The 22,105-nt window shown below is 72.2% G+C and carries 17 protein-coding genes and 3 pseudogenes; 13 read left to right on the top strand and 7 right to left on the bottom strand.

All coding sequences use genetic code 11. The features are described from left to right. The first annotated feature begins 310 nt into the window (after positions 1 to 310). Together ACWJ6R_RS06680 and ACWJ6R_RS06675 are read left to right on the top strand one after the other, a co-directional pair. On the top strand, positions 311 to 736 hold the full coding sequence (locus tag ACWJ6R_RS06680) for an ASCH domain-containing protein (RefSeq protein WP_449061345.1): 426 nt from the start codon (positions 311 to 313) through the stop codon (positions 734 to 736). After that, positions 733 to 2,034, top strand: coding sequence for an MFS transporter (locus tag ACWJ6R_RS06675; protein ID WP_449061344.1), 1,302 nt, complete (start codon positions 733 to 735; stop codon positions 2,032 to 2,034). The genes ACWJ6R_RS06680 and ACWJ6R_RS06675 overlap by 4 nt, the downstream gene beginning before the upstream one ends. 161 nt (positions 2,035 to 2,195) lie before the next feature. Here the strand turns inward: ACWJ6R_RS06675 and ACWJ6R_RS06670 are convergent, their stop codons facing one another. Beyond that, positions 2,196 to 2,795: a hypothetical protein gene (locus tag ACWJ6R_RS06670; protein ID WP_449061343.1), complete on the bottom strand. Its 600-nt coding sequence runs from the start codon at positions 2,793 to 2,795 to the stop codon at positions 2,196 to 2,198. A gap of 335 nt (positions 2,796 to 3,130) precedes the next feature. Here ACWJ6R_RS06670 and ACWJ6R_RS06665 point away from each other — a divergent pair, with 335 nt between their 5' ends. The 6 genes and pseudogenes from ACWJ6R_RS06665 (at position 3,131) to ACWJ6R_RS06640 (ending at position 11,152) form a co-directional block, all read left to right on the top strand. Beyond that, positions 3,131 to 4,804 carry an FAD-binding dehydrogenase gene (locus ACWJ6R_RS06665; protein WP_449061342.1) on the top strand — a complete coding sequence of 558 codons (1,674 nt, stop codon included), beginning with the start codon at positions 3,131 to 3,133 and terminating at the stop codon, positions 4,802 to 4,804. 349 nt (positions 4,805 to 5,153) lie between these two features. Then, positions 5,154 to 6,773, top strand: coding sequence for a methyl-accepting chemotaxis protein (locus ACWJ6R_RS06660; RefSeq protein WP_449061341.1), 1,620 nt, complete (start codon positions 5,154 to 5,156; stop codon positions 6,771 to 6,773). A gap of 284 nt (positions 6,774 to 7,057) precedes the next feature. After that, complete coding sequence (locus tag ACWJ6R_RS06655) at positions 7,058 to 8,923, top strand: CASTOR/POLLUX-related putative ion channel (protein ID WP_449061340.1); 1,866 nt, start codon at positions 7,058 to 7,060, stop codon at positions 8,921 to 8,923. Between the two features lie 95 nt (positions 8,924 to 9,018). Continuing rightward, a pseudogene (locus ACWJ6R_RS06650) lies at positions 9,019 to 10,197 on the top strand (cytochrome ubiquinol oxidase subunit I); the annotation flags it as partial. Positions 10,198 to 10,357: 160 nt separating this feature from the next. Continuing rightward, a pseudogene (locus ACWJ6R_RS06645) lies at positions 10,358 to 10,696 on the top strand (cytochrome d ubiquinol oxidase subunit II); the annotation flags it as partial. Positions 10,697 to 10,783: 87 nt separating this feature from the next. Continuing rightward, positions 10,784 to 11,152 (top strand): hypothetical protein, encoded by a 369-nt coding sequence (locus ACWJ6R_RS06640; RefSeq protein ID WP_449061357.1) that lies wholly within the window; start codon positions 10,784 to 10,786, stop codon positions 11,150 to 11,152. 472 nt (positions 11,153 to 11,624) lie between these two features. On the opposite strand, the gene ACWJ6R_RS06635 is transcribed toward ACWJ6R_RS06640, so the two are convergent. Beyond that, positions 11,625 to 12,041 carry a TetR-like C-terminal domain-containing protein gene (locus ACWJ6R_RS06635; protein WP_449061339.1) on the bottom strand — a complete coding sequence of 139 codons (417 nt, stop codon included), beginning with the start codon at positions 12,039 to 12,041 and terminating at the stop codon, positions 11,625 to 11,627. A gap of 79 nt (positions 12,042 to 12,120) precedes the next feature. Here ACWJ6R_RS06635 and ACWJ6R_RS06630 point away from each other — a divergent pair, with 79 nt between their 5' ends. Both ACWJ6R_RS06630 and ACWJ6R_RS06625 read left to right on the top strand, forming a co-directional pair. Next, on the top strand, positions 12,121 to 12,474 hold the full coding sequence (locus tag ACWJ6R_RS06630) for a type II toxin-antitoxin system RelE/ParE family toxin (protein WP_449061338.1): 354 nt from the start codon (positions 12,121 to 12,123) through the stop codon (positions 12,472 to 12,474). Positions 12,475 to 12,476: 2 nt separating this feature from the next. Next, complete coding sequence (locus tag ACWJ6R_RS06625; RefSeq protein WP_068902176.1) at positions 12,477 to 12,827, top strand: helix-turn-helix domain-containing protein; 351 nt, start codon at positions 12,477 to 12,479, stop codon at positions 12,825 to 12,827. Positions 12,828 to 12,919: 92 nt separating this feature from the next. Here ACWJ6R_RS06625 and ACWJ6R_RS06620 read toward each other — a convergent pair whose 3' ends face one another. Continuing rightward, positions 12,920 to 14,581: an alpha-amylase family protein gene (locus ACWJ6R_RS06620; protein ID WP_449061337.1), complete on the bottom strand. Its 1,662-nt coding sequence runs from the start codon at positions 14,579 to 14,581 to the stop codon at positions 12,920 to 12,922. A 793-nt stretch (positions 14,582 to 15,374) separates the two neighbouring features. Between ACWJ6R_RS06620 and secD the strand changes: the two genes are divergently transcribed. Together secD and ACWJ6R_RS06610 are read left to right on the top strand one after the other, a co-directional pair. Beyond that, positions 15,375 to 17,720 (top strand): protein translocase subunit SecD, encoded by a 2,346-nt coding sequence (gene secD / locus ACWJ6R_RS06615; protein WP_449061336.1) that lies wholly within the window; start codon positions 15,375 to 15,377, stop codon positions 17,718 to 17,720. A gap of 177 nt (positions 17,721 to 17,897) precedes the next feature. Beyond that, a complete protein-coding gene (locus ACWJ6R_RS06610; RefSeq protein WP_449061335.1) occupies positions 17,898 to 18,098 on the top strand; it encodes an EF-hand domain-containing protein in 201 nt (66 codons plus the stop codon). 77 nt (positions 18,099 to 18,175) lie between these two features. Here ACWJ6R_RS06610 and ACWJ6R_RS06605 read toward each other — a convergent pair whose 3' ends face one another. After that, on the bottom strand, positions 18,176 to 18,772 hold the full coding sequence (locus tag ACWJ6R_RS06605; RefSeq protein WP_449061334.1) for a hypothetical protein: 597 nt from the start codon (positions 18,770 to 18,772) through the stop codon (positions 18,176 to 18,178). A gap of 157 nt (positions 18,773 to 18,929) precedes the next feature. Between ACWJ6R_RS06605 and ACWJ6R_RS06600 the strand changes: the two genes are divergently transcribed. Beyond that, entirely contained in the window at positions 18,930 to 19,469 is a 540-nt protein-coding gene (locus ACWJ6R_RS06600; RefSeq protein WP_449061333.1) for a PucR family transcriptional regulator, read from the top strand. A gap of 67 nt (positions 19,470 to 19,536) precedes the next feature. Here the strand turns inward: ACWJ6R_RS06600 and ccrA are convergent, their stop codons facing one another. The 3 genes and pseudogenes from ccrA to ACWJ6R_RS06585 all read right to left on the bottom strand — a co-directional run. Continuing rightward, a complete protein-coding gene (ccrA, locus tag ACWJ6R_RS06595; protein WP_449061356.1) occupies positions 19,537 to 20,847 on the bottom strand; it encodes a crotonyl-CoA carboxylase/reductase in 1,311 nt (436 codons plus the stop codon). Next, entirely contained in the window at positions 20,844 to 21,500 is a 657-nt protein-coding gene (locus tag ACWJ6R_RS06590; protein WP_449061355.1) for a thioesterase domain-containing protein, read from the bottom strand. Before ACWJ6R_RS06590 ends, ccrA begins: the two co-directional genes overlap by 4 nt. Positions 21,501 to 21,885: 385 nt before the next feature. Next, positions 21,886 to 21,999 (bottom strand): annotated as a pseudogene (locus tag ACWJ6R_RS06585) (phosphopantetheine-binding protein); the annotation flags it as partial. Between the last annotated feature and the right edge of the window lie 106 nt (positions 22,000 to 22,105).

Genomic DNA, 22,105 nt, shown 5'->3' with positions numbered 1-22,105 from the left:
GAGCGTCACCCGCCCACCGGCACCGACCGGCACCGAGCGGCAGAACCGCGGACGATCACCATCGCCGCGAAGTCGCCTCCGGCCGGGCAATTGGTTTGTAATACCAACGACTTCATAATGGTTGGTAATACAAACCATGTCAAGCGCGCCAAGGACCGCCCACCTTGCGCGGCGCGGGTTCGCTTCACTCACGTTGGTGACCAGACGGCCCGGAGGGCGCTGAGGCCAACGGCGACGGTGCGTGGTCCTGATCCGGACGACCGCTCACCCACACCCGGGTGATGGTGCGGAACGGCCGTACCATCACAAGGTGACCCGAGACGATCTTCCCGTGGCCGAGTTCGCCTTCCCCGGCCCGCTCCGTGACCGGCTGGTGGCCGCGATCCTGTCCGGTGAGAAGAGGGCCACCACCGATCTGTACGCCGCCTTCGAGCACCTGAACGAGGAACTGCCCCGCGTCGGCGACCGCAGCGTGGTCGTCGACTCCGAGGAACGACCGGTCGCCGTCATCGAGACGACCGAGGTGCGCGTGATACCGATCCGCGACGTCGACGAGGACTTCGCCCGCGACGAGGGAGAGGGCACGGCGACGGTCGAGGAATGGCGCGCGGCCCATGAGCGGTTCTGGAGCGGGGACGAATGGCGCCGGTTGATGGGCGGCACCTCTCCCACCATCACCGATGACACCCTCGTGGTCGCCGAGCGGTTCCGGCTGGTCGAGCCGCTCACCCCATGACCCGCCGTCGCGTCCCGGAAGCCGGGCAGCCGCCGAGGGGCCGGACCCGGCTGCCGCCGCCGCTCCTTGCGCTCATCGGCGGAACCTTCGTCTCCGTCGCCGGCGACAGCGTGGCCTCCCTCTCCCTCATCCTCGACGCGGCCGCTCACGGTGAGCCGTGGTGGGTGACGGAGGCCTTCTTCGCCGAACTACTCCCCCCGTTGGCGCTGGCTCCCCTCCTCGGCCTCATCGTCGATCGGGCCAACGCCAAGCACGTATGGCTGACGGCTGTCGTCCTTCAGGCCGCGGCCTTCACGACGGCCGCGCTGGTGCCGGTGTTCCATCTGCGTGTCGGCCTGATAGCCGTCGCCAACGTGTTCGCCGTCGCATCCTCCTCCGCGGCTTTCAAACTGCTCCCGAGAGTCGCCGGAGGCGCGGAGCTGGAACGGGCGAACAGCGGTGTGTCGGCCGCGATGTCGCTGGCCTTCCTGGTCGGGCCGGGAGTGGGGGGCGCAGCCTATGTCGTCACCGGGAGCGGGTGGTTGCTGGCGTTCAACGCGGCCACTTTCGCGGTCATCGCCGCAGTGGTGGTGATCGTCGTCCCCGGCGACGCCGGCGAGCGGATGGAGCTGGACACGCGATCCTTCGCGGGAGCCCGTGCGGGTCTCCGCGTGCTCCGGACGTCACCCATGATCGGGCCGATGCTCCCGGTTTTCGCGGGTGCCGTGTTCGCGACCTCGATCGAGGGCGTCGCCGGAGTCTTCTATCTCCGCGACGTCGCGGAGAACGACGCCGTCTACGGACTGCTCCTCGCCGCCTGGGCCATGGGCTCCGTCCCCGGCTCACTGATCGGCGGATGGCACCGCCTCGCCGGCGAGGACACGGGCCTGGTGGTGGGCGGCGCGCTGCTCATCTCGGGCGCCCTGCTCGTCGAGGGCCTGGTGCCCGTCGCCTGGATCATCGGCCTCGTGTTCGTACTGGGCGGCTTCGGAAACGGCGTTCACAACGTGGGCGTACGCACCGCGATCCACCGTCGTGTCCCCGAGGACTTCCACGGCCGCGCGTGGGCGTACTATTCGGTCCTCACCAACTCCTGCGTCGCTCTCGGATACATCGTCGGGACCCCTGGCCTGATGGCGGGAAGCCGTGACCTGATCATCGCCTCCGGAGCGCTCGGCCTCACCATGAGCCTGATCGGCCTATGGCGTCTCCGGCGTGCGCTCCGCCTGACAGCCGGCGAACCGCCGCTCGCGGACACCGGCCCGAGCAGGCGGGACGCGGCCTCCGCCCCGGAGACCGCGGCGCCGTACGACAGGTGAATCGGTTCAGGGGATGCGCACGGTACGGCGGGGCCGGAAGCGTGCGCGCCCCCTGAAACGATCGAGCGTGGCCTCCGCCTGCCGGGATCGGGCGGACGAGGCCCGGCCGCGCACCGGAAGCCGATGGGCCCGGTTACACGCCGAGGGCCGACGGGCTCCGGTTACACGCCGAGGGCGGGCGGGACGAGGCCCGGCATCGCGGGGACGCCGCCGTCCATCGGGGCGAACGGGCCGCCCGATCCGCCCTGGCCCATCGGAGACCCCGGGAACCCCCAGTTCTGACGGCCCTCGCAGCCGTGGGTGCCCTCGGCGTAGGCCGGCATGGTCCCGTCCACGCTGTAGATCATGCCGGAGTAGCGGACGCACCGGCCTTCCGTCTTCAGCCTGACGGGCCCGGCGTAGTACTTGTACTTGCCCTGCATCGCCTGGTTGTAGCCGCGCCCGTTGCCGTTCTCCGAGTCGACCTCCAGGCTCACCTGGGTCGTCGTGGCGGTGCCGAGGGACGTCGCCTTCATGACGACCACGCAGTGCTGCCGGGTCTCGGTGTTCTGCAGCAGGTAGAGGTGACCGACGACCCCTCCGGGGAAGCCCGCGCGCATCGGGCGGACGCCTCCGGGGACCTTCGTGAAGCCCGAACCGCACACCGCCTCGGGCTTGTAGGGGTTCGTCACCGCCGAGGCCGCCTGGGCGGGCACCACGGCGACGGTGGCGGCTGCGGCGGCCAGCGCCGCCAGAGCGGCTTTCTTCTTGACGAGTCTCATCATCGATATCCCCCGAATATGACGCCGGAGATTCCCGTTACCAGTGCGGAAATCCTTTTCATGATCAATCGGGAGCCCTGGAAAGGCAAGGACATCCGTGCAAAAAACCCGCATCCCTTCATTCACCCCGGCCCTAAATGGGAAGAAATCCATATCGGCAGATAATTCACATTAATAGCGGACGAAAACCTCGCGATGGCCGCGGTCGGCGGGGACGGCCGGGCGACCGCGTCCGGGGCACTGGTCCGGGCTCCCGGAAGGCGAATACGGTAGGCGCCCATCGGTACCCGATGTCCCGGAATGTCCGGCGACACCCGGCAGTGAGGAGCACCCCCATGGACGCAGACGTCATCGTCGTCGGCGCAGGCCTGGCCGGACTGGTGGCCGTCCACGAGCTGACCTCCGCGGGCAGGAAGGTCATTCTGGTCGACCAGGAGAACGCCGCCAACCTCGGCGGGCAGGCGTTCTGGTCCTTCGGCGGACTGTTCCTGGTCGGCACGCCCGAGCAGCGCCGCCTGAGGGTCAAGGACTCCTTCGAGCTGGCGTGGAGCGACTGGACGGGCAGCGCCGGGTTCGACCGCCTGGACGACGAGGACGCCTGGGCGGTCAAGTGGGCGCGCGCCTACGTGGAGTTCGCCGCCGGGGAGAAGCGGTCCTGGCTGGCCGGGCACGGCATCACGTTCCTGCCGACCGTCGGGTGGGCCGAGCGGGGCGCTCTGCGCGCCGGCGGGCACGGCAACTCCGTGCCCCGCTTCCACGTCGCCTGGGGCACGGGGACCGGCGTGGTCGAGCCGTTCGTCCTGTCCGCGCACCGGGCCGCCGCGGCCGGGCTGCTCCGCTTCCACCACCGGCACCGGGTCGACGAGCTGGTCATGACCGACGGCGCGGTCACCGGGGTGCGCGGGACGGTGCTGGCCGACGACGACTCCCCCCGCGGGGTCGCCTCCAACCGCGACGCGGCCGGCGAGTTCGAGCTGAGCGCCCAGGCGGTGATCGTCACGACCGGCGGGATCGGCGCCGACCACGACCGCGTGCGGCGCCACTGGCCCGAGCGGCTCGGCCGGCCCCCGGCGCACATGGTCACCGGCGTCCCGGCCTACGTCGACGGGCGGATGCTCGACATCGCCGAGAGCGCCGGGGTACGGCTGGTCAACCGCGACCGCATGTGGCACTACACCGAGGGCCTGCACAACTGGGACCCGATCTGGCCCGGCCACGGCATCCGCATCCTGCCGGGCCCGTCGTCGCTCTGGTTCGACGCCCTCGGCCGGCGGCTGCCCGAGCCGTGCCTGCCCGGCTACGACACGCTGGGCACGCTGAAGCACCTGCGCACCACCCCGGACATCGCCGGATACGACCACTCCTGGTTCATCCTCAACCAGCGGATCATCACGAAGGAGTTCGCGCTCTCGGGCTCGGAGCAGAACCCCGACATCACCGCCAAGGACCGCAAGGCGTTCCTGCGCTCCCGCCTCCTCGGCAAGGGCGCGCCCGCCCCCGTCGAGGCGTTCAAGCGCAACGGCGCCGACTTCGTGGTGGCCGGCACCCTGGAGGAGCTGGTGGAGCGGATGAACCGGCTCACCGACGAGCCGCTGCTCGACGCCGCGGTCGTCCGCGCCCAGATCGAGGCCCGCGACCTGCAGGTCGCCAACCCCTACGGCAAGGACGTCCAGGTCCAGGGCATCCACAACGCCCGCCGCTACGTCGGCGACCGCCTCGGCCGCGCCGTCGCCCCGCACCGCATCCTCGACCCGGCGGCCGGGCCGCTGATCGGCGTGAAACTGCACATCCTCACCCGCAAGACCCTCGGCGGGATCCAGACCGACCTCGACTCCCGCGCCCTGGACCGGGACGGGCAGCCGATCCCCGGCCTGTACGCCGCCGGAGAGGTCGCCGGGTTCGGCGGCGGAGGGGTGCACGGCTACAACGCCCTGGAGGGGACGTTCCTCGGCGGCTGCCTGCTGTCCGGCCGTACCGCGGGCCGCGCCGCCGCCCGGCAGACGGCCTGACCGGCAGACCGCCCGACCGGCGGCAGGAGGCAGGCGGCAGGCGGGCCCTCCGAGAGGCGGGCCCGCTCCGTTCCAGGCGGACGTGGCCGACGAGGGCGCCGTCGCGAAGATGTTCGACGCGGCGGAGGAGTCCTTCGGCGGGGTCGTCTGCTTCCTGGCGAGCCCGGCCGGGCACTGGATCAACGGCAGGTCGTGCGCGCGAACGGCGAGATCATCTGACGGCCGTCGGAGGCTCCACTCGCCACCCGGGCAAAGAAACACTTCGCCGGGCGGAAAGCTTGGAAATCCCGTGCCGCGGCCGATGGATGGATCGACGGAGACCTCAGCGCTTAGGAACAGAGAACACGCCATGAACGACATGCCTGACCGGATGGGGAAGACGGCCGCCGGTGCCCGCTGGAACTGGACCATCGGCCGCCGGCTGACCGCCGGGTTCGTGGCCGCCCTGGTCATGATGGGCGTCATCGGCGCGGTGTCCTACAGCAACACGGTCGACCTGGTCGAGAACGAGAAATGGGTGGCCCACACCCACACGGTCATCGGCCAGCTCGACGGAGTGCTGTCGACGCTGAAGGACGCCGAGACCGGCCAGCGCGGCTACCTGATCACCGCCGAGGAGTCCTACCTCGGCCCCTACACCGAGGCCAAGGGCAAGGTCGGCGACCTGCTGGACGAGACCGCGGAGCTCACCTCCGACAACGCCGCCCAGCAGAAGAACATCGAGACCCTGCGCCCGCTGATCGACGCCAAGTTCGCCGAGATGCAGCAGACCATCGACCTGCGCCGCGACAAGGGCTTCGAGGCCGCCAGCGCCGTCGTGCTGTCCAACAAGGGCAAGGCGACCATGGACGAGATCCGCGCCACCCTGGACGAGATGCGCGACGCCGAGGCGAGCCTGCTGACCGTGCGGGCCGAAGAGGCCGAGGCCACCGCGTCGATGACCAAGGGCGTGGTGCTGTTCGGCAACCTGCTGGCCGCGGTCGTGCTGCTCAGCCTGGCCTGGACCCTGACGCGCAGCATCACCCGGCCGGTCAACGAACTGGCCCGGCGCCTGCGTGACATCGCCGAGGGAGACGGCGACCTGACCCAGCGGGTGGACGAGTCCCGCCGCGACGAGATCGGCACCCTGGGCCGGCTGTTCAACCGGTTCGTCGAGAACATCGCCGGCCTGGTCCGCCAGATCAACGAGTCGGCCGCCTCCTCCTCGGCCGCCGCCCAGGAGCTGTCGGCGATCAGCGGCGAGATCGGCAAGCTGACCGAGAACGCCTCGGCCCAGGCCACCAGCGCCGCGGCCACGGCCGAGCAGGTCTCCGGCAACGTGCAGACCGTGGCCACCGCCAGCGAGGAGATGGGCGCCTCGATCCGGGAGATCTCCCGCAGCGCCGCCGAGGCCAGCACCGCCGGCCACGCCGCGGTGACCCGGGCCGCCGAGGCCAGCACCGCCATCACCCGGCTGGGCGAGTCGTCCGAGGCCGTCAGCAGCGTGGTGGCGCTGATCAACTCGATCGCCGAGCAGACCAACCTGCTGGCCCTCAACGCCACCATCGAGGCGGCCCGCGCCGGGGACGCCGGCAAGGGCTTCGCCGTGGTCGCCTCCGAGGTCAAGGACCTGGCCCAGGAGACCGCCAAGGCCACCGGGGACATCACCGCGCGCATCACCGCCATCCAGGCGGACGTGGCCGCGGCGGTGGCGTCGATCTCCACGACCGCGGAGGTGATCGGCGAGGTCAACGACCACCAGGGCAGCATCGCCGGTGCGGTGGAGGAGCAGAGCAGCACCACCGACAGCATGGCGAACAACATCTCCGAGGCCGCCACCGGCGCGACCGCCATCGCGCAGAGCGTCCAGGAGATCGCCGCCACCGCGCACGCGACGGTGAACAGCATCGGCGAGGTGCGGCGGGCGTCGGAGGAGCTGGCGCAGAACTCCGAGCACCTCAACGCGCTGGTGGGACGCTTCCGCGTCTGACCACCGCACGACCGGCCGTCCGGCCGGTGCACGACCCTCCCGGGGCCGGGGGCGCACGCGGTGCGCTCCCGGCCCCGCGCCGTCTCCCCCTGCGGGAACGCCGACGTCCCCGGCGGGGGGACACCGGCTCCCCGGCGGGGGGGGGCACCGGCTCCCCGGCGGGGAGGTCGAGGCCTCCACCTGCCCGCATGCCGTACCGGCGGACCCGGATGTGCGAACACCTGAGCGACATGTACTTTTTGTGCGATCGTTGATCGGGATTCACCGAACGGGGAGGTATGCCGGTGTCCAGGCCGACGCGCCGGGAGCGGGTCCGCTACTGGTTCGACAACACCATGTCGCGGGGCACGGTGGCGCTGATCGGGTGGCTCGCGGCGATCTCCGCGGCGCTGATCGCCGTGGTCACCGGGCTCGTGCTCTGGCTGACGCCGGTCGAGGCCGAGCAGCACCACGGCGTGGCGGGCGTGCTCTGGGCGACGCTGATGCGCACGCTCAGCCCCGGCAAGGTGGCCAGCGACACCGGGAGCGCACCGTTCGTGGCGCTGATGTTCGTCGCGTCGCTGGGCGGGCTCTTCATCGTCAGCGCCCTGGTCGGCGTGCTCGCCAACGGGCTCAAGGAGCGGTTCGAACAGCTCCGCAAGGGCCGGTCGCGGATCATCGAGCGCGGGCACACGGTCGTCCTCGGCTGGTCCGACCAGGTCTTCACGATCGTCAGGGAGCTGGTCCAGGCGCACGCGAGCCAGCGCGGCTCCGTCATCGCGATCCTCGCCGACCTCGACAAGGTCGACATGGAGGACGCGCTCCGCACGCACGTGGGCGATACCGGCACGACCAAGGTGGTCTGCCGGACCGGGCGTCCCGTCGAACCGGCCGACCTCGACCTGATGAACCTCGACTCCGCCCGCTCGGTCGTCGTGCTCTCCCCGCAGGGCGACGACCCCGACGCGCACGTCATCAAGACGCTGCTCGCCCTGGACAAGCGCGCCGGCGACCACCCGCCGGTGGTGGCCGCGATCGCCGACACCGCCAACATGGCCGCGGCCCGGCTCGCCGGCGGCCCCGACGTGCACCTCGTCGACTCCGACGACACCGCCTCCCGGCTCATCGTGCAGTCCTCCCGCCAGTCGGGCACGTCGGTGGTCTGCATGGACCTGCTGGACTTCGCCGGCGGCGAGATCTACCTGCGCTCGGACCCCGATCTGGCGGGCACGCCGTACGGCAGGGCGCTCCACGCCTACCAGGCGGCCACGGTCATCGGGCTGCGCCGCGGCGGCCGGACCATGCTGAACCCGCCGGCGGACACGGTGGTCGAGGCCGAGGACGAGATCATCGTGATCGCCCAGGACGACTCGATGATCCGCCTGGCGGACGGCATGCCGAAGGCCCAGGAGGACGCGATCGTGATGACCGCGCACCCCGTGCCCGGACCCGAGCGGACCCTGGTGCTCAACTGGAACGGCCGGGGCCGCCAGATCGTCCGCTGCCTGGACGGCTACGCCGCCCCCGGCTCGATCCTGGACGTCGCCTCCGACCACCCCGACGCGGCGGCCGGCGTCGACGGCCTGGTCAACCTCACGGTGAACGTCAAGGACTGCGAGACCACCGACCGCTACGCGCTGGAGTCGCTGGGGCTGGGCGTCTACCAGCACGTCATCGTGCTGTCCGACGACCGCTACGACGCCGGGCACGCCGACACCCGGACGCTGATGACCCTGCTCCAGCTGCGCGACATGCAGACCTCGCTCGGCGAGCGCTACTCGATCGTCAGCGAGATGCACGACGAGAACAACCGGGCCCTGGCCGAGGTCACCCGGGCCGACGACATCGTGATCAGCGACACGGTGATCGGCCTGCTCCTGGCCCAGCTCACCGAGAACCGGCACCTGGCCGACGTGTTCGGCTACCTCTTCGACTCGCGCGGCTCGGAGATCTACCCCCGCCCCGCCGAGCGGTACGTCCGCTCCGGCGCGCCGGTCAGCTTCGCCACGGTGATCGAGTCGGCCGTCCGCCGGGGCGAGACCGCGATCGGCTACCGCCTGGCCGACCGGATCGGCGAGGCCCCGCACTTCGGCGTGGTCCTCAACCCCGACAAGTCCCGCCTGGTCCGCCTCGGCCCCGGCGACTCGGTGATCGTCCTGGCCGAGCACTGACGTAGGCGACCGGCGGCGAACCGCAACCTCCGGGGTACGGCGGGCGTCATCCCCGGGGGGACGCGCGGGCGGGGCCGCACCGGGACGCTGGGGCCATGGACACGCTCGACCTGGCCCGGCTGCAGTTCGCCCTCACCGCGGGGACGCACTTCCTGTTCGTCGCCCTCACCCTCGGCCTGGCCACGCTCATCGCGATCATGCAGACGCGGGCCACGCTGACCCGTTCCGCCGTGCACGAGCGGATGACGCGGTTCTGGGGCCGGCTCTACGTGGTCAACTACGTGATGGGCATCGTCACCGGGCTGGTGATGGAGTTCCAGCTCGGGATGGCGTGGAACGGGCTCTCGCACTTCGCGGGCAACGTCTTCGGGGCGTCGCTGGCGATGGAGACACTGGTCGCGTTCTTCGTCGAGTCCACCTTCCTGGGACTGTGGGTCTTCGGCTGGGGGCGGCTGAACCGGTGGGCGCACCTGGCGGTGTTCTGGGTGGTGACGCTCACCGCCTACGCCTCGGCCTACTGGGTGCTGGTGGCCAACGGCTTCATGCAGAACCCGGTCGGCGCCGAGCTCTCCGGCGGGACGCTCCGGCTCACCGACGCGGCGGCGGTGCTGGCCAACCCGGCGGCGCTCACCGCCTTCGGGCACGTCCTGGCCGCCTCGCTGGTCACCGCCGCCTTCTTCCTGGCCGGGGTGAGCGCCCACCACCTGCGCCGCCGGACCGCCGAGCGGGAGTTCTTCCGCCGCTCGCTGCGGATCGGCGTGTTCACCGGCCTGCCCGGCCTGGCGGCCGTCCTCGCCTTCGGTGAGCTGAGCTTCGGGACCGTGCAGCCGCTGAAGGGGGCCGCCTTCGACGGCACGGCGGCCGAGGTCGCCCGGCTCCGGGCGGAGGCGGTGGCGGCCTACGGACCCGGCGACCATCTGCCTCCGCTGGGCCTGGTGCGGGGCGCGGGGATCGCGATGCTGGGCCTGTTCGCGGTGATGGCGCTCGTCTCGCTGGTCAGCGTGGTGCTGGCCCTGTTCCCCCGCGCGGTCCTCGGGCTGCGCGCCTGGCACGTGCTGCTGGTCGCGTCGGTCCCGCTGCCGTTCGCGGCCGTGCTCGCCGGGTGGGTCTTCCGCGAGGCCGGCCGCCAGCCGTGGGCGGTGTACGGCCTGCTGACCACCGAGGAGGCGCTGAGCGACCTGCCGCCCGGCCTGCTCCGGTTCTCGCTGATCGCCTTCACCGCGCTGTTCGCGGCCTTGACCGCGGTCAACGTCTGGATGCTCGTCCGCGCCGCCCGCCGGGGACCCGACCCGGCCGGCCCCCCCCGACGTCCCGGACACGACTGCGGACCTCCCTCCCGGCCCCGGCGCCCCGATCCCGGCCGCCCTGTTGTGAGCATGCCGATCCCGGCCTCCCCGAACCGGGCCGACCGCCTTCCCGACAAGGACCCTCACGATGGAAATCGCACTCCTCGCCTTCTTCACCGCCGGATACCTCATGCTCTCGGGGGCGGACTTCGGCATCGGCATGCTCCTGCCGTACCTCGGGCGCTCCCCCGGCGAGCGCGGCCGGGTGCTGGGTGCGATCACGCCGTTCTTCCTGGCCGACGAGGTCTGGCTGGTCGTCGCGGTCGGTTTCTTCGCCGGGGCCTTCCCCGTCCTGGAGGGCGAGTTCCTCACGGAGAACTACGCGGCATTCACCGTACTGCTGCTCGGCTGGGTGGCGCGGGACGCGGGGATCCTGCTGCGGGGACGGGTGGACCGGGCCGCGTGGCGGGCCGGGTGCGAGGCTGCCGTGGTCGCCGGGAGCTGGGCGGTGGCGCTGAGCTGGGGCTTCGTCCTCATGGGGAGCTCGGGAGCCGCGCCGGCGGTCCTGGCCGCGGTGGTCGCCGCCGCCGGGCTGTTCTGCGCCCAGGGACTGGCGCTGGCCGCGCTCCGGCTGCGCGGGGGGACACCGCGTGAAGAGGCCCGGGAGGCGCCGGACGGGGAGGCGGGGAGGCCGCGGCAGCGGGCTCGGCGGCCGTTCGGCGCGCTGGGCGAGCGCACCGCCTACGTCCTGACCTCGGCCGGGATCGTCTCGGCCGGTCTGGCGGCCGGGTCCCGCCTGCCGCTGGTGGAGCACCTCGCCGATCCGGCGACGCTCGCTCTGCTCACCCCGGCCGCCGCGGTCCTCACGCCGTTGCTGGTGGGAACGCAGGTGTGGCTCTGGCGGGTCCTCGGCCGCCCCGAGGCGACGGAGGCGGCGGCGTGATCATCGCTTCCGCACCCGGCGGCGGGAGGGGTCGGCCGGACCCGTGACCGACGCCGGCTCCGCCGGATACGGAACGGCCGCGCCCCGCCGGAGGGCGGGACGCGGCCGCGTCGCGGAGATCATGAGGTCCAGAGATCCGTGAGGTCCATGAGGTCTCGGCAAGGACCCGTCGTCCCCTTATCGCGGCGCCGGGATCGCGGCACCGTCCAGATCAGGCCGTCGCCGTGATCATCCAGGCCAGGCCGAGGAGCACGGCCACGGGGATCAGCCACACCACGGCCTCGATCGCGAACTCCTTGTACACGGTGAACTTCCTTCTCTGGGGGGAACCGGGTCGATGACAATATCGGCCCGTAGCATACGGGCTTGAGAGAATCCCAGGCTCCCGAGGGACACCGCAACCGGCGAGCCGGCCTGTCGAGACGGCCGACACGGCTGGAAAGGCACGCGTTTTCCAGCCGTGTCGGCGACGTCAACGGGGGATCCGGCGGGCGGCGAAGGCGCGGGCGCCCTCCGCCCAGGTGCGCTCCAGGTCGGATCCCTCCGGATAGCGGCCGTCGAGCTCCAGGATCACCATGCCGTGCGCGAAGGACCACAGGGCCTGTGCGAGGTACGGCTCGCCGGCGGCGAGGAAGAGCGGGGTGCCCGACCACTCCTCCAGGCCGGGCGCCAGGCGCTCACGGGGCAGCGTCCCCGAAGTGGTCAGCCGGTAGAGGTTGGGGCGGGCGAGCGCGGCGGCCCGGTAGGCCCGCAGCACGGCGCCGATCACCCCGGTGTCGTCGGTTCCGGTGGATGCGGCGCACTCCTCCAGCACGCCGTACAGGATGACGCCGATCTCCAGACGGGAGTAGGACGGCTGGACGGTCACCCACAGAACCTGCGGAATCACCGTGCGTCGCACTCCTTACAGGAGTAGCTTGACCAACAAATTAAGGCTAGCCTTGAATTAGGGGGACCTCTTGGCCTGGATGGTGAAGGTCACGGATGAGTACGCCGACTGGTTCAGCATGTTGATCAAAGAAGATCTCGATTCCGCGATCCAGGTCGCACAGGCCGTTGCCGCCCTGCGAGAGGAAGGGCCGACGCTGGGAAGGCCGCTCGTGGACCGGCTCAAGGGAAGCGCTCTGCATCATTTGAAGGAGTTGCGTCCAGGATCACGAGGCCGGACAGAGATCAGAATCATCTTCGCGTTCGATCCCACCCGGGCTGCTCTGCTGTTGCTGGGCGGGGACAAGGCGGGAGACTGGGATCGGTGGTACAAGGAGAACATCCCCCTGGCGATCCAGCTCTACATCGACTACATCAGCGACAGCGAGGAGTGAACGTGCCGAAGAGGACCCCGGGGGACTGGGAAGACCTGGAGCGGCAGCTACACGCGGCCGGCGTTTCTCCTGCGGAGATCGAGGCGGGGGCGCGACGACTGCTCGCCGAGGCGAGAGGCCATCAGCTGGCCGAGGCACGCAAGCAGCTCGGTCTAGGGCAGAAGGACGTTGCGGCGGCCATGGAGGTGAGTGTCGCCCGCGTCTCCCAGATCGAACACGGCGAGGTCACCTCCATCGAGGTCATCGCCCGCTACGTCGAGGCACTCGGCGCACGCCTCGACCTGGTGGTCGATTTCGGTGACCGGACCCTGCGCCTGCCGGTCAGCGAGAAATCTCTGGACAGCGCCGCCTGATCGAGGACGGCTCGACGGGTCGGCGCCCGGTGGCGGCGTCTCCGAGGCGGTCGGTCGGAGCGCTGCGACCGGGCGGGAGCGGTGGCGGGCCGTCAGTGGCCCTTGGCCGAGGCGTCCTCCGGGAGCTCCTCGGGCTCGGCCACCCGGAACCAGCGGCAGCCGTACGGGCCCATGGTGAAGCCCACCCGCCCGCCGGGCCCGACTTCCAGCGTCCCGTCCACCAGCAGGTCGACCAGGACGCACGGGTCACCGAGGCCCTCCAGGACCAGTTCCACCCGCGCCTCGCGGTCGGCGAAGTTGTGCACCGCGACCACGGTGCCGCCCTCGGCGTCGGCCCGGTGGGCCAGCACGGCCTCGTCCCCGGCGTCCAGCACGTCGTAGTCGCCCCAGGCCAGCTCCGGGCACTCCCGGTAGCGCTCGATCAGCATCGTCACCCAGCGCAGCAGGGAGTCGGGGTCGCGGCGCTGGGCCTCGACGTTGACGTGGCGCGGGCCGAACTCGCCGGTCACCGGCGGCACCGGGGTGCGCACCTCGCCCCGCGAGAAACCGCCGCTCGGCGCCCACTGCATGGGCACCCGTACGGCCATGCGCCCCTTGGCCCGGAGGTTCTCGCCCAGCCCGATCTCCTCGCCGTAGAAGAGCACCGGGGTGCCCGGCAGAGAGAACAGCACGCTGTAGGCCAGCTTGAGGCGGCTCAGGTCGCCGCCGAGCATCGGCGGCACGCGACGGCGCAGTCCCCGGTCGAAGAGCTGCATGTCCTTGTCGGGCCCGAAGGCGTCGAAGACCTCGTGCTTCTCGGCCTCGGTGAGCTTGTCCAGGGTCAGCTCGTCGTGGTTGCGCATGAACATCGCCCACTGGGAGTCGTCGGGCGCCTGGGGCCGCTCGCGCAGCGCCTCGGCCAGCGCCTTCGGGTTCTCGCGGGCCATCGACAGGTGGAAGCGCTGCATGGCGACGAAGTCGAAGCACATGGTGACCTCGTCGCCGTTGCCGTCGCCGAAGTACTCCATCAGCTCCGGGTAGGGCAGGTTGACCTCGCCCAGCAGGATCGAGGTGCCGTCCCGCCGGTTCATGAAGGCGCGCAGGTCGGCGAGGAACTCGTGCGGGCCGCCGTCGATGCCCTCGATCAGGAACGGCACCGCGTCGACCCGGAAGCCGGACAGCCCGAGCTCCATCCAGAAGCCGAGGATGCGCGCGATCTCGTCGCGGACCTCGGGGTTGGCGGTGTTCAGGTCCGGCTGGAACCGGTAGAAGCTGTGGTAGTAGTACTGCCCGGTCCCCTCGTCGAGCTCCCAGAGGCTGTCCTCCTCGTCCGGGAAGACGACGGCCTTCGGGTCGAAGGGCTCCGGCTCGTCCCGCCAGACGTACCAGTCGCGCTTGGCCGAGTCCCGGCTGGACCGCGACTCCTTGAACCACGGGTGCTCGTCGGAGGTGTGGTTGACGACCAGGTCGGCGATGACCCGGATGCCCCGGTCCCTGGCGGTCCGCATGAACTCCACGAAGTCGCCCAGGGTGCCCAGCCGGGGGTCCACGGAGTAGAAGTCGGTGATGTCGTAGCCGTCGTCGCGGCCGGGCGTGGGGAAGAACGGCATCAGCCAGATGCAGGTCACCCCGAGGCGGTCGAGGTGGTCGATCTGCTGGGTCAGGCCCCGGAAGTCGCCGATGCCGTCGCCGTTGCCGTCCTTGTAGGTCTCGACGTCCAGGCAGTAGACCACGGCGTTCTTCCACCACAGGTCTCCGGTGTAGGTCAGTCGCATGCGGGCGCACTACCCTCCCGTGGGGCTTTTATGAGGCTGCGGTGGCATCGCGACCCACCGCGACCCGTCGGGCCGGAGCGTCCCGGCCGGCGCGGCGGTGACCGGTTATGGTGGGTGGGATCACACGAGGTGGTCCCGATCCGCCGGAGGGCGTCATGCGGCAGCGAAGGTGCGGTGCGCCCTTCGGCTGGCTGCTCGCCCTCCTGCTCCCGCTGTTCGTCTCCGGCGGGCTGAACGCGCCCGCCGCCCTGTCGTACGGCGCGCAGCACCGGTCGACCGTCGTCAAGGCCCCCGGCGACCACCATCCCTTCTCCCGTCAGGCCCCGCTGGGCGAGCGCCATCTCGCGTCCGCCCAGGCGTTCACCGGGACCGGCGCGGGCGGCGGCCATCCGGCCGCGGCCCCGCCGCGGTCCTCCTGGGTCCGCCGTCCTCTCCCTGCCGGGCCGCGCGTCCGGTCCGCGGCGACGACGCCCGCCCGCTCGCGGCCCTGCTCGTCAGGTCCGGCCGCGCGCCTCCCTCCACAGGCGGCTGAGGCACCCCGCGTTCCCGCGTTCCGGGGTGCTCCGCCGTACCCGTCGACCGACGTCCCCCCGGACCCGTCTTCCGGAGCTCTCTCCGGACCCGTCTTCCGGGTTCTCCGCCGGGCCCGGCGTCCGGAACCCTCCGGACCCGGTCTCCGGATCCGTCTTCCGGGTGCTCCGCCGTACCCGGCGGGGTTCCGCGGGTCCGCGCCGGGGCGTCCGGTCGTACGCGGGACCGCTCCCTTCCCTTTTCCGAGCCTGTGGAGGCTTCCATGTCGCGTGCTCCACTGATACGCGCGATAGCGGCGTTCGCCGTGATCGCCGCATCGCTCTACGTAGCCCTGACCATGCGCCCGACCCTCGGCCTCGACCTGCGCGGCGGGACCCAGATCGTCCTGGAGACCAGGGACTCCCCGACCGTCAAGGCCGACTCCGAGACCACCGACCGCACCCTGGAGGTGCTCCGCCGCCGCGTCGACGCGCTGGGCGTGTCGGAGCCGACGCTCGCCCGGTCCGGTGAGCAGCGCATCATCGTCGAGCTGCCCGGCGTGCTGGACCCGAGCAAGGCCGCCGACGTCATCGGCAAGACCGCCCAGCTGACCATCCACCCCGTCATCGGCGTGGCCGACGCGAACACCAAGCCCGGTGCGGGCGAGCAGCTCATCGCCGACGAGGACGGCGGGAAGATCCTCATCGGCCCGGCCCGGCTCAGCGGTGACGACGTCGGCGCCGCCGAGGCCGGCATCGACCCGCAGTCGGGCGGCGGCTGGTTCGTCACCATCGACTTCCGCGGCAAGGGCGCCCAGGCCTGGCCGAAGCTGACCGGCGAGGCGGCCTGCAACCCCTCCGGCGACCCCAAGCGGCGGGTCGCCATCGTGCTCGACGGCAAGGTGCTCGTCTCGCCCCAGGTGAACGAGGACGTGGCCTGCAACGTGGGCCTGCCGGGCAACTCCACCCAGATCACCGGCTCCTTCACCACCGAGGAGGCCAAGGAGCTGGCCGTGCTGATCGAGGGCGGTTCGCTCCCGGTCCCGGTCGTGACCGTCGAGCAGCGGACCGTCGGCCCGACCCTCGGCGCCGCCGCGATCGCCGCCAGCGCGCAGGCCGCCGTCATCGGCGTCGCGCTCACCGCGCTGTTCATCGTCATCACCTACCGGCTGGTGGGGCTCGTCGCCGCCTTCGCGCTGGCCTGCTACGGATTGATCTCCTACGCGGCGCTGGTGGCGCTCGGCGCGACCCTCACGCTGCCCGGCCTGGCGGGCTTCGTGCTCGCGATCGGCATGGCGGTGGACGCCAACGTGCTGGTCTTCGAACGGGCCAGGGAGGAGTACGCCGCCCGGTCGCGGCCCGGGACCGGGTCCGCGGCCGCCAAGCAGGCGGGAGAGCGGCGGGAGGCCGCGGCGGCCGGCGGCGGGACGAGGCTCCGGCAGGCGCTGGAGAAGGGCTTCCGCAACGCCTGGAGCGCGGTGGCCGACTCCAACATCACCACGCTGCTCGCCGCCGGGCTGCTGTTCTTCCTGGCCTCCGGGCCGGTGCGCGGCTTCGGGGTGACGCTCTCCATCGGTGTGATCGCCTCCATGGTCACCGCGATGGTCATCACCCGGGTCATCGCCCAGTGGGCGGTCAACCGCCGGGCCGTCGCCTCCCGGCCGGCGATCACCGGCATCGCCGGGATCGGGCGGCTCCGCACGTGGCTGAACGAGCACGGCCCCGACCTGATGCGCCGCCACGTGGCCTACCTGGTGGTCGCCGCCGTGGTGGCGGTCGCGGCGCTGGCCGGGCTCGCGGTGCGCGGGCTGAACTACGGCGTGGAGTTCACCGGCGGCCGGATCGTCGAGTACTCCACCACTCAGACGATCACCGCCGACACCGCGCGCGAACTGGTCGCCGACGCCGGGTTCCCCAGCGCCGTGGTGCAGACCTCCGGCAAGGACATCTCCGTGCGGACCGGTCAGATCGGCAACGCCGAGGTGAACCGGATCGAGGCGTCGCTGGAGCGCGGGGCCGGACAGGTGAACAAGGTCCGCGACGAGCTCATCGGCCCGAGCATGGGCGCGGAGCTGCGCCGCAACGCGCTGATCGCACTGGCCGTGGCGCTCGCCGCGCAGCTGGCCTACCTGGCCTTCCGGTTCCGCTGGACCTTCGGCCTGGCGGCCGTGCTGACCCTGGCCGTCGACGCGTCGGTCGTGGTCGGCGCGTTCGCGTGGCTGAACAAGCCGATCGACGGGGTGTTCCTGGCGGCCATGCTGACCGTGATCGGCTACTCGGTCAACGACAAGGTCGTGGTCTTCGACCGGGTCCGCGAGCTGTGGGGGGAGCGGCGCAAGGAGTCGTTCGCCGCGGTGGCCAACACCGCGATCCTGCAGACCGTGCCGCGTACGGTGAACACCGGTCTGGGCGCGATCTTCATCCTGGCCGCGCTGGCGGTGCTCGGCGGCTCCTCGCTCACCGACTTCGCGGTGGCGCTGCTGATCGGCGTCATCGTCGGCACCCTGTCGTCGGCGTTCGTCGCGGTGCCGCTGGCGATCCGGTTCGAGAAGCGCAACCCGGCCCCGCCGCCGCAGCCCAAGCTGAAGCGGCCCGCCCGTCCCCGGGAGGGCTCCGGGGCGGTCGTCTGAGATCCGCACGGGCCCGGGTCCCGGTGGTCGTCTGAGGTCCACACGGGCCCGGGTCCCGGGGCGGTCGGCTTGACGTCCGCACGGGCCCGGGTCCCGGGAGACCCTCCGGGATTCCGGGCCCGTGCCGCTAATGTGCATGCCGTCTGATTCCTCCGCATCCGGAAGGCGGATCCACCCATGGCCAACGACTACGCGCTGACGTTCAACATGGTCGACGTCGACGGCGACGGCCTGATCTCGGCCACCGAACTGGCGCGTCTGATGGAGGTGCTCGGCCAGCCCCTCACCCCCGAGGCCGCCGCCGCGGCGATCTCCAGGATGGACGAGGACGGCGACGGGCTCATCTCCCTGGACGAGTTCGCCGCCTATCTCGGATAGGTCTCAATCCCTCCCGCCGGATGCGCCAGGTGTTGCGCCTGCGACGCTAACAAGCGTTTGCTTACTGCCAAGTGTTATCACGTCAGAACATGAGGCGCACTCCGACGGGAGGGTCTGTGGCGACGAAGGAACACACGAGGATCGCGGTCCGGGGACTGGGCGGCCGCGGCGGGCCGGACGACGCGGTGTCCGACCAGAGGCTCTGGGGCTCCACCCCGTCCGCGGTGGCCAGGCTGCTCCGGCCGGGCCTGTCCCGGATCGCCGAGCAGGTGATCGACGAGATCGTCCTGCGCATCCCCGAATACTCCCGGCCTGCCGACGAGACCTACGTCAAGATCGTACGGCTGGCCGTGGACGAGGCGCTGCGCCAGTTCGTGGACCGGATCGAGAACCCCAGCAGGCCGCTGGAGGCCGACGTGTTCCGCACGATCGGGCGCGGCGAGGCCAACGAGGGCCGCAACCTCGACCCGCTGCAGACCGCGATGCGCCTGGGCGCCCGGGTGGCCTGGCGGCGCCTGACCGAGCAGGCCGAGGACCTCGGGCTCACCCCGCAGCAGCTGTACGACCTGGGCGAGGCCATCTTCGTCTACCTCGACCAGCTCGCCGACGCCGCCGCCGAGGGCTTCGGCGAGGCCCGGGCGCGCGCGGCCGGGGAGATGGAGCGCCGCCGCCACCGCCTGCTGAACCTGCTGCTCAGCCGGCCCCCGGCCTCCCCCGACGCCATCGCGGACCTGGCCAAGGCCGCCGGCTGGCGGCTGCCCAGGACGGTCGCCGGGGTCGCCCTGGACGAGCAGTGCGGCGGCTACCGCCCGCCCTCGCTCCCCCCCGGACGTGCTGGCCGGGCTCGACCGGCCCGACCCGTGCCTGATCGTCCCGGACCCCGGCGGACCCGGCCGGGCGCAGACCCTGGAGACCGGGCTGCGCGGCTGGAAGGCCGCGATCGGCCCCGCCGTACCGCTGTCCGCCGCCGCCACCTCGCTCCGCTGGGCCCGGGAGACGCTGGAGCTGGGCAGGCGCGGCGTGCTCTCCGGCAAGCGCGGCCTGCTCCGCTGCTCCGACCACATGGCCACCCTCGTCGTGTTCCGGGACGAGGAGCTGGTCGACGCCCTCGCCGAGGTACGGCTCGCGCCCCTGGCCCACCTGCGCCCCAGCCAGCAGGACCGGCTGGCCGAGACGCTGCTGGCGTGGCTGCGGCACGGCCGGGGCGCCGGCGAGGTCGCCGCCCGGCTCCACGTGCACCCGCAGACCGTGCGCTACCGGCTGCGGCAGCTGGAGGAGCTCTACGGCGACCAGCTCTCCGACCCCGACGTCCGCTTCGAGCTGGAGATCGTCCTGCGCGCCCGGCAGGCGGTCGGCTCCCGCCCGGCCTGACCTGCGCGCCCGGCCCGCCCGCCGATCCCGCCGACCCGGTCGGCGCGTCCGGCTCCGCACCGGCCCGTCAGCTCCGGAAGGTCCTGATCCGGCCCTCGCCGATGCGCTCCCGGAGCGCGTGGTCCTCGATCCCGAGGTCCTCGGCGGGGGCCAGTCCCAGCACGCCGACCTTGCCGACGTGCCGGTTGAGCTGCACGGCGCGGGCCGCCTCGCCGGTCCGCGCCAGCGGGTAGACCGCAGACAGCGTCGGCTGCAGCATGCCCAGCGAGAGCAGCCGGTTGACCTCGTGGCACTCCTGGTAGTTCGCGCCGTGCGAGCCGATGATGCTCTTCAGCTTCATCCACAGGTGCCGGTTGTCGTAGGAGTGCGCGTACCCGCTGGAGGAGCCGCAGGTGACGACGGAGCCGCCGCGCCGGGCCACGTAGACGGACGCGCCGAAGGTGTCCCGGCCGGTGTGCTCGAAGACGATGTGCGGGTCCTCGCCCGCCTGGCGGCGGATCTCCGCGCCGAAGGCCCGCCAGGCCTTCTCGTCGTCGAGGTGCTCGAACTGCGAGCGGTCCACGATGTGCTCGCAGCCCAGCCTGCGCAGCAGGTCGGCCTTCTCCTCCGAGCCGACCACGCCGACCGGGATGCCGCCGCCGTTGCGCACCAGCTGCACGCCGTACGCGCCGAGCCCGCCGGCGGCGCCCCAGACGAGCACCACGTCGCCCTGCTTCATGCGGGCGCCGCGCGGGCTGACCAGCATCCGGTAGGCGGTGGAGGCGCACAGCATGTTGCAGGCGGCCTCCTCCCAGCTCAGGTGCCGGGGCTTGGGCAGCAGCTGGGTGGCCTTGACCACGGCGAACTCGGCCAGCCCGCCGTAGTTGGTCTCGAACCCCCAGGCCCGCAGGTCCTCGCCGAGCATCGAGTCGGCGTGGGTGATCGGGTCCTGCGCGTCGACGTAGGCGGGCGAGACGACGACCCGGTCGCCGATCCGCCAGTGCCGTACGGCCGCGCCCATCCGGACGACGACCCCGGAGGCGTCCGAGCCGAGCACGTGGAAGTCCTGGTCGTGCCGGGGGTCGGTGCGGCCGAACCGCTCCAGGAAGGCGAAGGTGGGGATCGGCTCGAACATGGCCGTCCACACGGTGTTGAAGTTGATCGCGCTCGCCATGACGGCGACCAGCACCTCGTCGGGGGCGAGCTCGGGCATCGGCACCTCGCCGACGTGGACGGACTTCGTGATGTCCTTGTCCACGCCGTCGGTGCCGTGCGGGACCCGGCCGAACACGCCGACCTGGTCCTTGCGGGTGTGGGCCGCCCGGAAGGAGGAGGGGACCTCCAGGCGGGCGAGCTCTTCGGGGCCGGCGCCGTCGACGACGGCCTGGGCGAGGGTCATGGCTGGCCTCCAGCGTGGTTGGCGAGGTGAGCGGCGATGACGTCGACGTGGGGCGGGTCGAGCAGGTCGAGGTGGTGCGAGCCCGGGACGGTGACGACCTCCAGGGCCGGGCTGTAGGGGCCGAAGCCCCGGGCGGGGTCGCCGTCGTGGACGTACCGGACGTCGTGGACCGCCCAGGGGGTCGGCTCGGTGGAGCGGTAGAGGATCACGCGGCCGGTGTAGACGCCCGGCCGGTAGGCCTCCAGCGCCCGGGTGTCGGCGTGCGAGGTGACCTGGTGGCGCAGGATCGCCTCGCCCAGCAGGTCGGCCACCCCGGAGGCGGCGACGCGCGCCTCGGTGAGCGCGAGCTGCCCGTCCTCGTCCAGGACCGCCAGCTCCTCGTAGCCGAGTTCGACGGCCACACCGTACGTCTCGTGCAGGTAGGCGGCGAAGTCGGCGTACCGGCGGGCGGTGATCCGGGTCCGCTCCCGAGGGGAGGTCTCGTCCGGCAGGCCGGAGTCGATCATCGCCACCAGCTCCACGTCCCGCGGGCCGAGCCGCCGCGCGATCTCGAAGGCCAGGACCCCGCCGAACGACCAGCCGCCCAGCAGGTACGGCCCCTCCGGCCGCACCTTCCTGATCTCCTCCACGTAGCGCTCCGCCCGCTCCGCCACCCCCCCGCCCGTCCAGCCGCTCCAGCCCGAACACCACCCGATCGGCGCCCAGCAGCTCCACCAGCCGCGCGTAGACCTCCGTGGTGCCGCCCGCCGCGTGCGCCAGGAACAGCGGCGTCCCCGTCCCGCTCTCCCCCGCCAGGCAGGCTCGGGCCGCCGGGTTGAGCGGCCGGACGACGTCCCGCGCGGCCTCCTCCGCGTCCCGCGCGGCCCTCGCGTCCCCTTCGTTCCCCTCATCCCCCTCGTCCCCCTCGTCCTCCGCGTCCTCGGCGTGCCGTGCGGGATCGGCCCGCACCGCCCCGACGCGCACGCCGAGCTCCGCGGCCACGGCCGCGGCGACGTCACCGAGCGTCGCCCCGTTCAGCAGCAGGGCCGCCGGGACCGTCACCCCGAAGTCGAGCTCGACCGCGCCGCGCACCCGGGTCGCCGCCAGCGAATCGAGCCCCGCCTCGGTCAGTGCCGTGTCCTCCCGGAGCCGGTCCCGCTCGAAGCCCAGCACGGCGGCCGTCCGCTCGGCGAGCCTGGCCGTGACCGCCGCCACGGCCGCGTCCGGGTCCAGGCCGTCCAGCGCCTCCGCGCCCGGCCATCCCGAGCCGCTCCCGGCG

It is taken from the genome of Planomonospora algeriensis (assembly GCF_977012225.1).
The sequence above is the reverse complement of the archived record's forward strand: the minus strand, read 5'-3'. Positions and strand labels throughout refer to the sequence as shown.

Coding starts and splice junctions, on each gene's coding strand:
- ACWJ6R_RS06610 (WP_449061335.1), top strand. CDS start 17,898: ATGGCCAACGACTACGCGCTGACGTTCAACATGGTCGACGTCGACGGC.
- ACWJ6R_RS06630 (WP_449061338.1), top strand. CDS start 12,121: ATGGTGAAGGTCACGGATGAGTACGCCGACTGGTTCAGCATGTTGATC.
- ccrA (WP_449061356.1), bottom strand. CDS start 20,847: ATGACCCTCGCCCAGGCCGTCGTCGACGGCGCCGGCCCCGAAGAGCTC.
- ACWJ6R_RS06670 (WP_449061343.1), bottom strand. CDS start 2,795: ATGAGACTCGTCAAGAAGAAAGCCGCTCTGGCGGCGCTGGCCGCCGCA.
- ACWJ6R_RS06620 (WP_449061337.1), bottom strand. CDS start 14,581: ATGCGACTGACCTACACCGGAGACCTGTGGTGGAAGAACGCCGTGGTC.
- secD (WP_449061336.1), top strand. CDS start 15,375: ATGTCGCGTGCTCCACTGATACGCGCGATAGCGGCGTTCGCCGTGATC.
- ACWJ6R_RS06675 (WP_449061344.1), top strand. CDS start 733: ATGACCCGCCGTCGCGTCCCGGAAGCCGGGCAGCCGCCGAGGGGCCGG.
- ACWJ6R_RS06665 (WP_449061342.1), top strand. CDS start 3,131: ATGGACGCAGACGTCATCGTCGTCGGCGCAGGCCTGGCCGGACTGGTG.
- ACWJ6R_RS06660 (WP_449061341.1), top strand. CDS start 5,154: ATGAACGACATGCCTGACCGGATGGGGAAGACGGCCGCCGGTGCCCGC.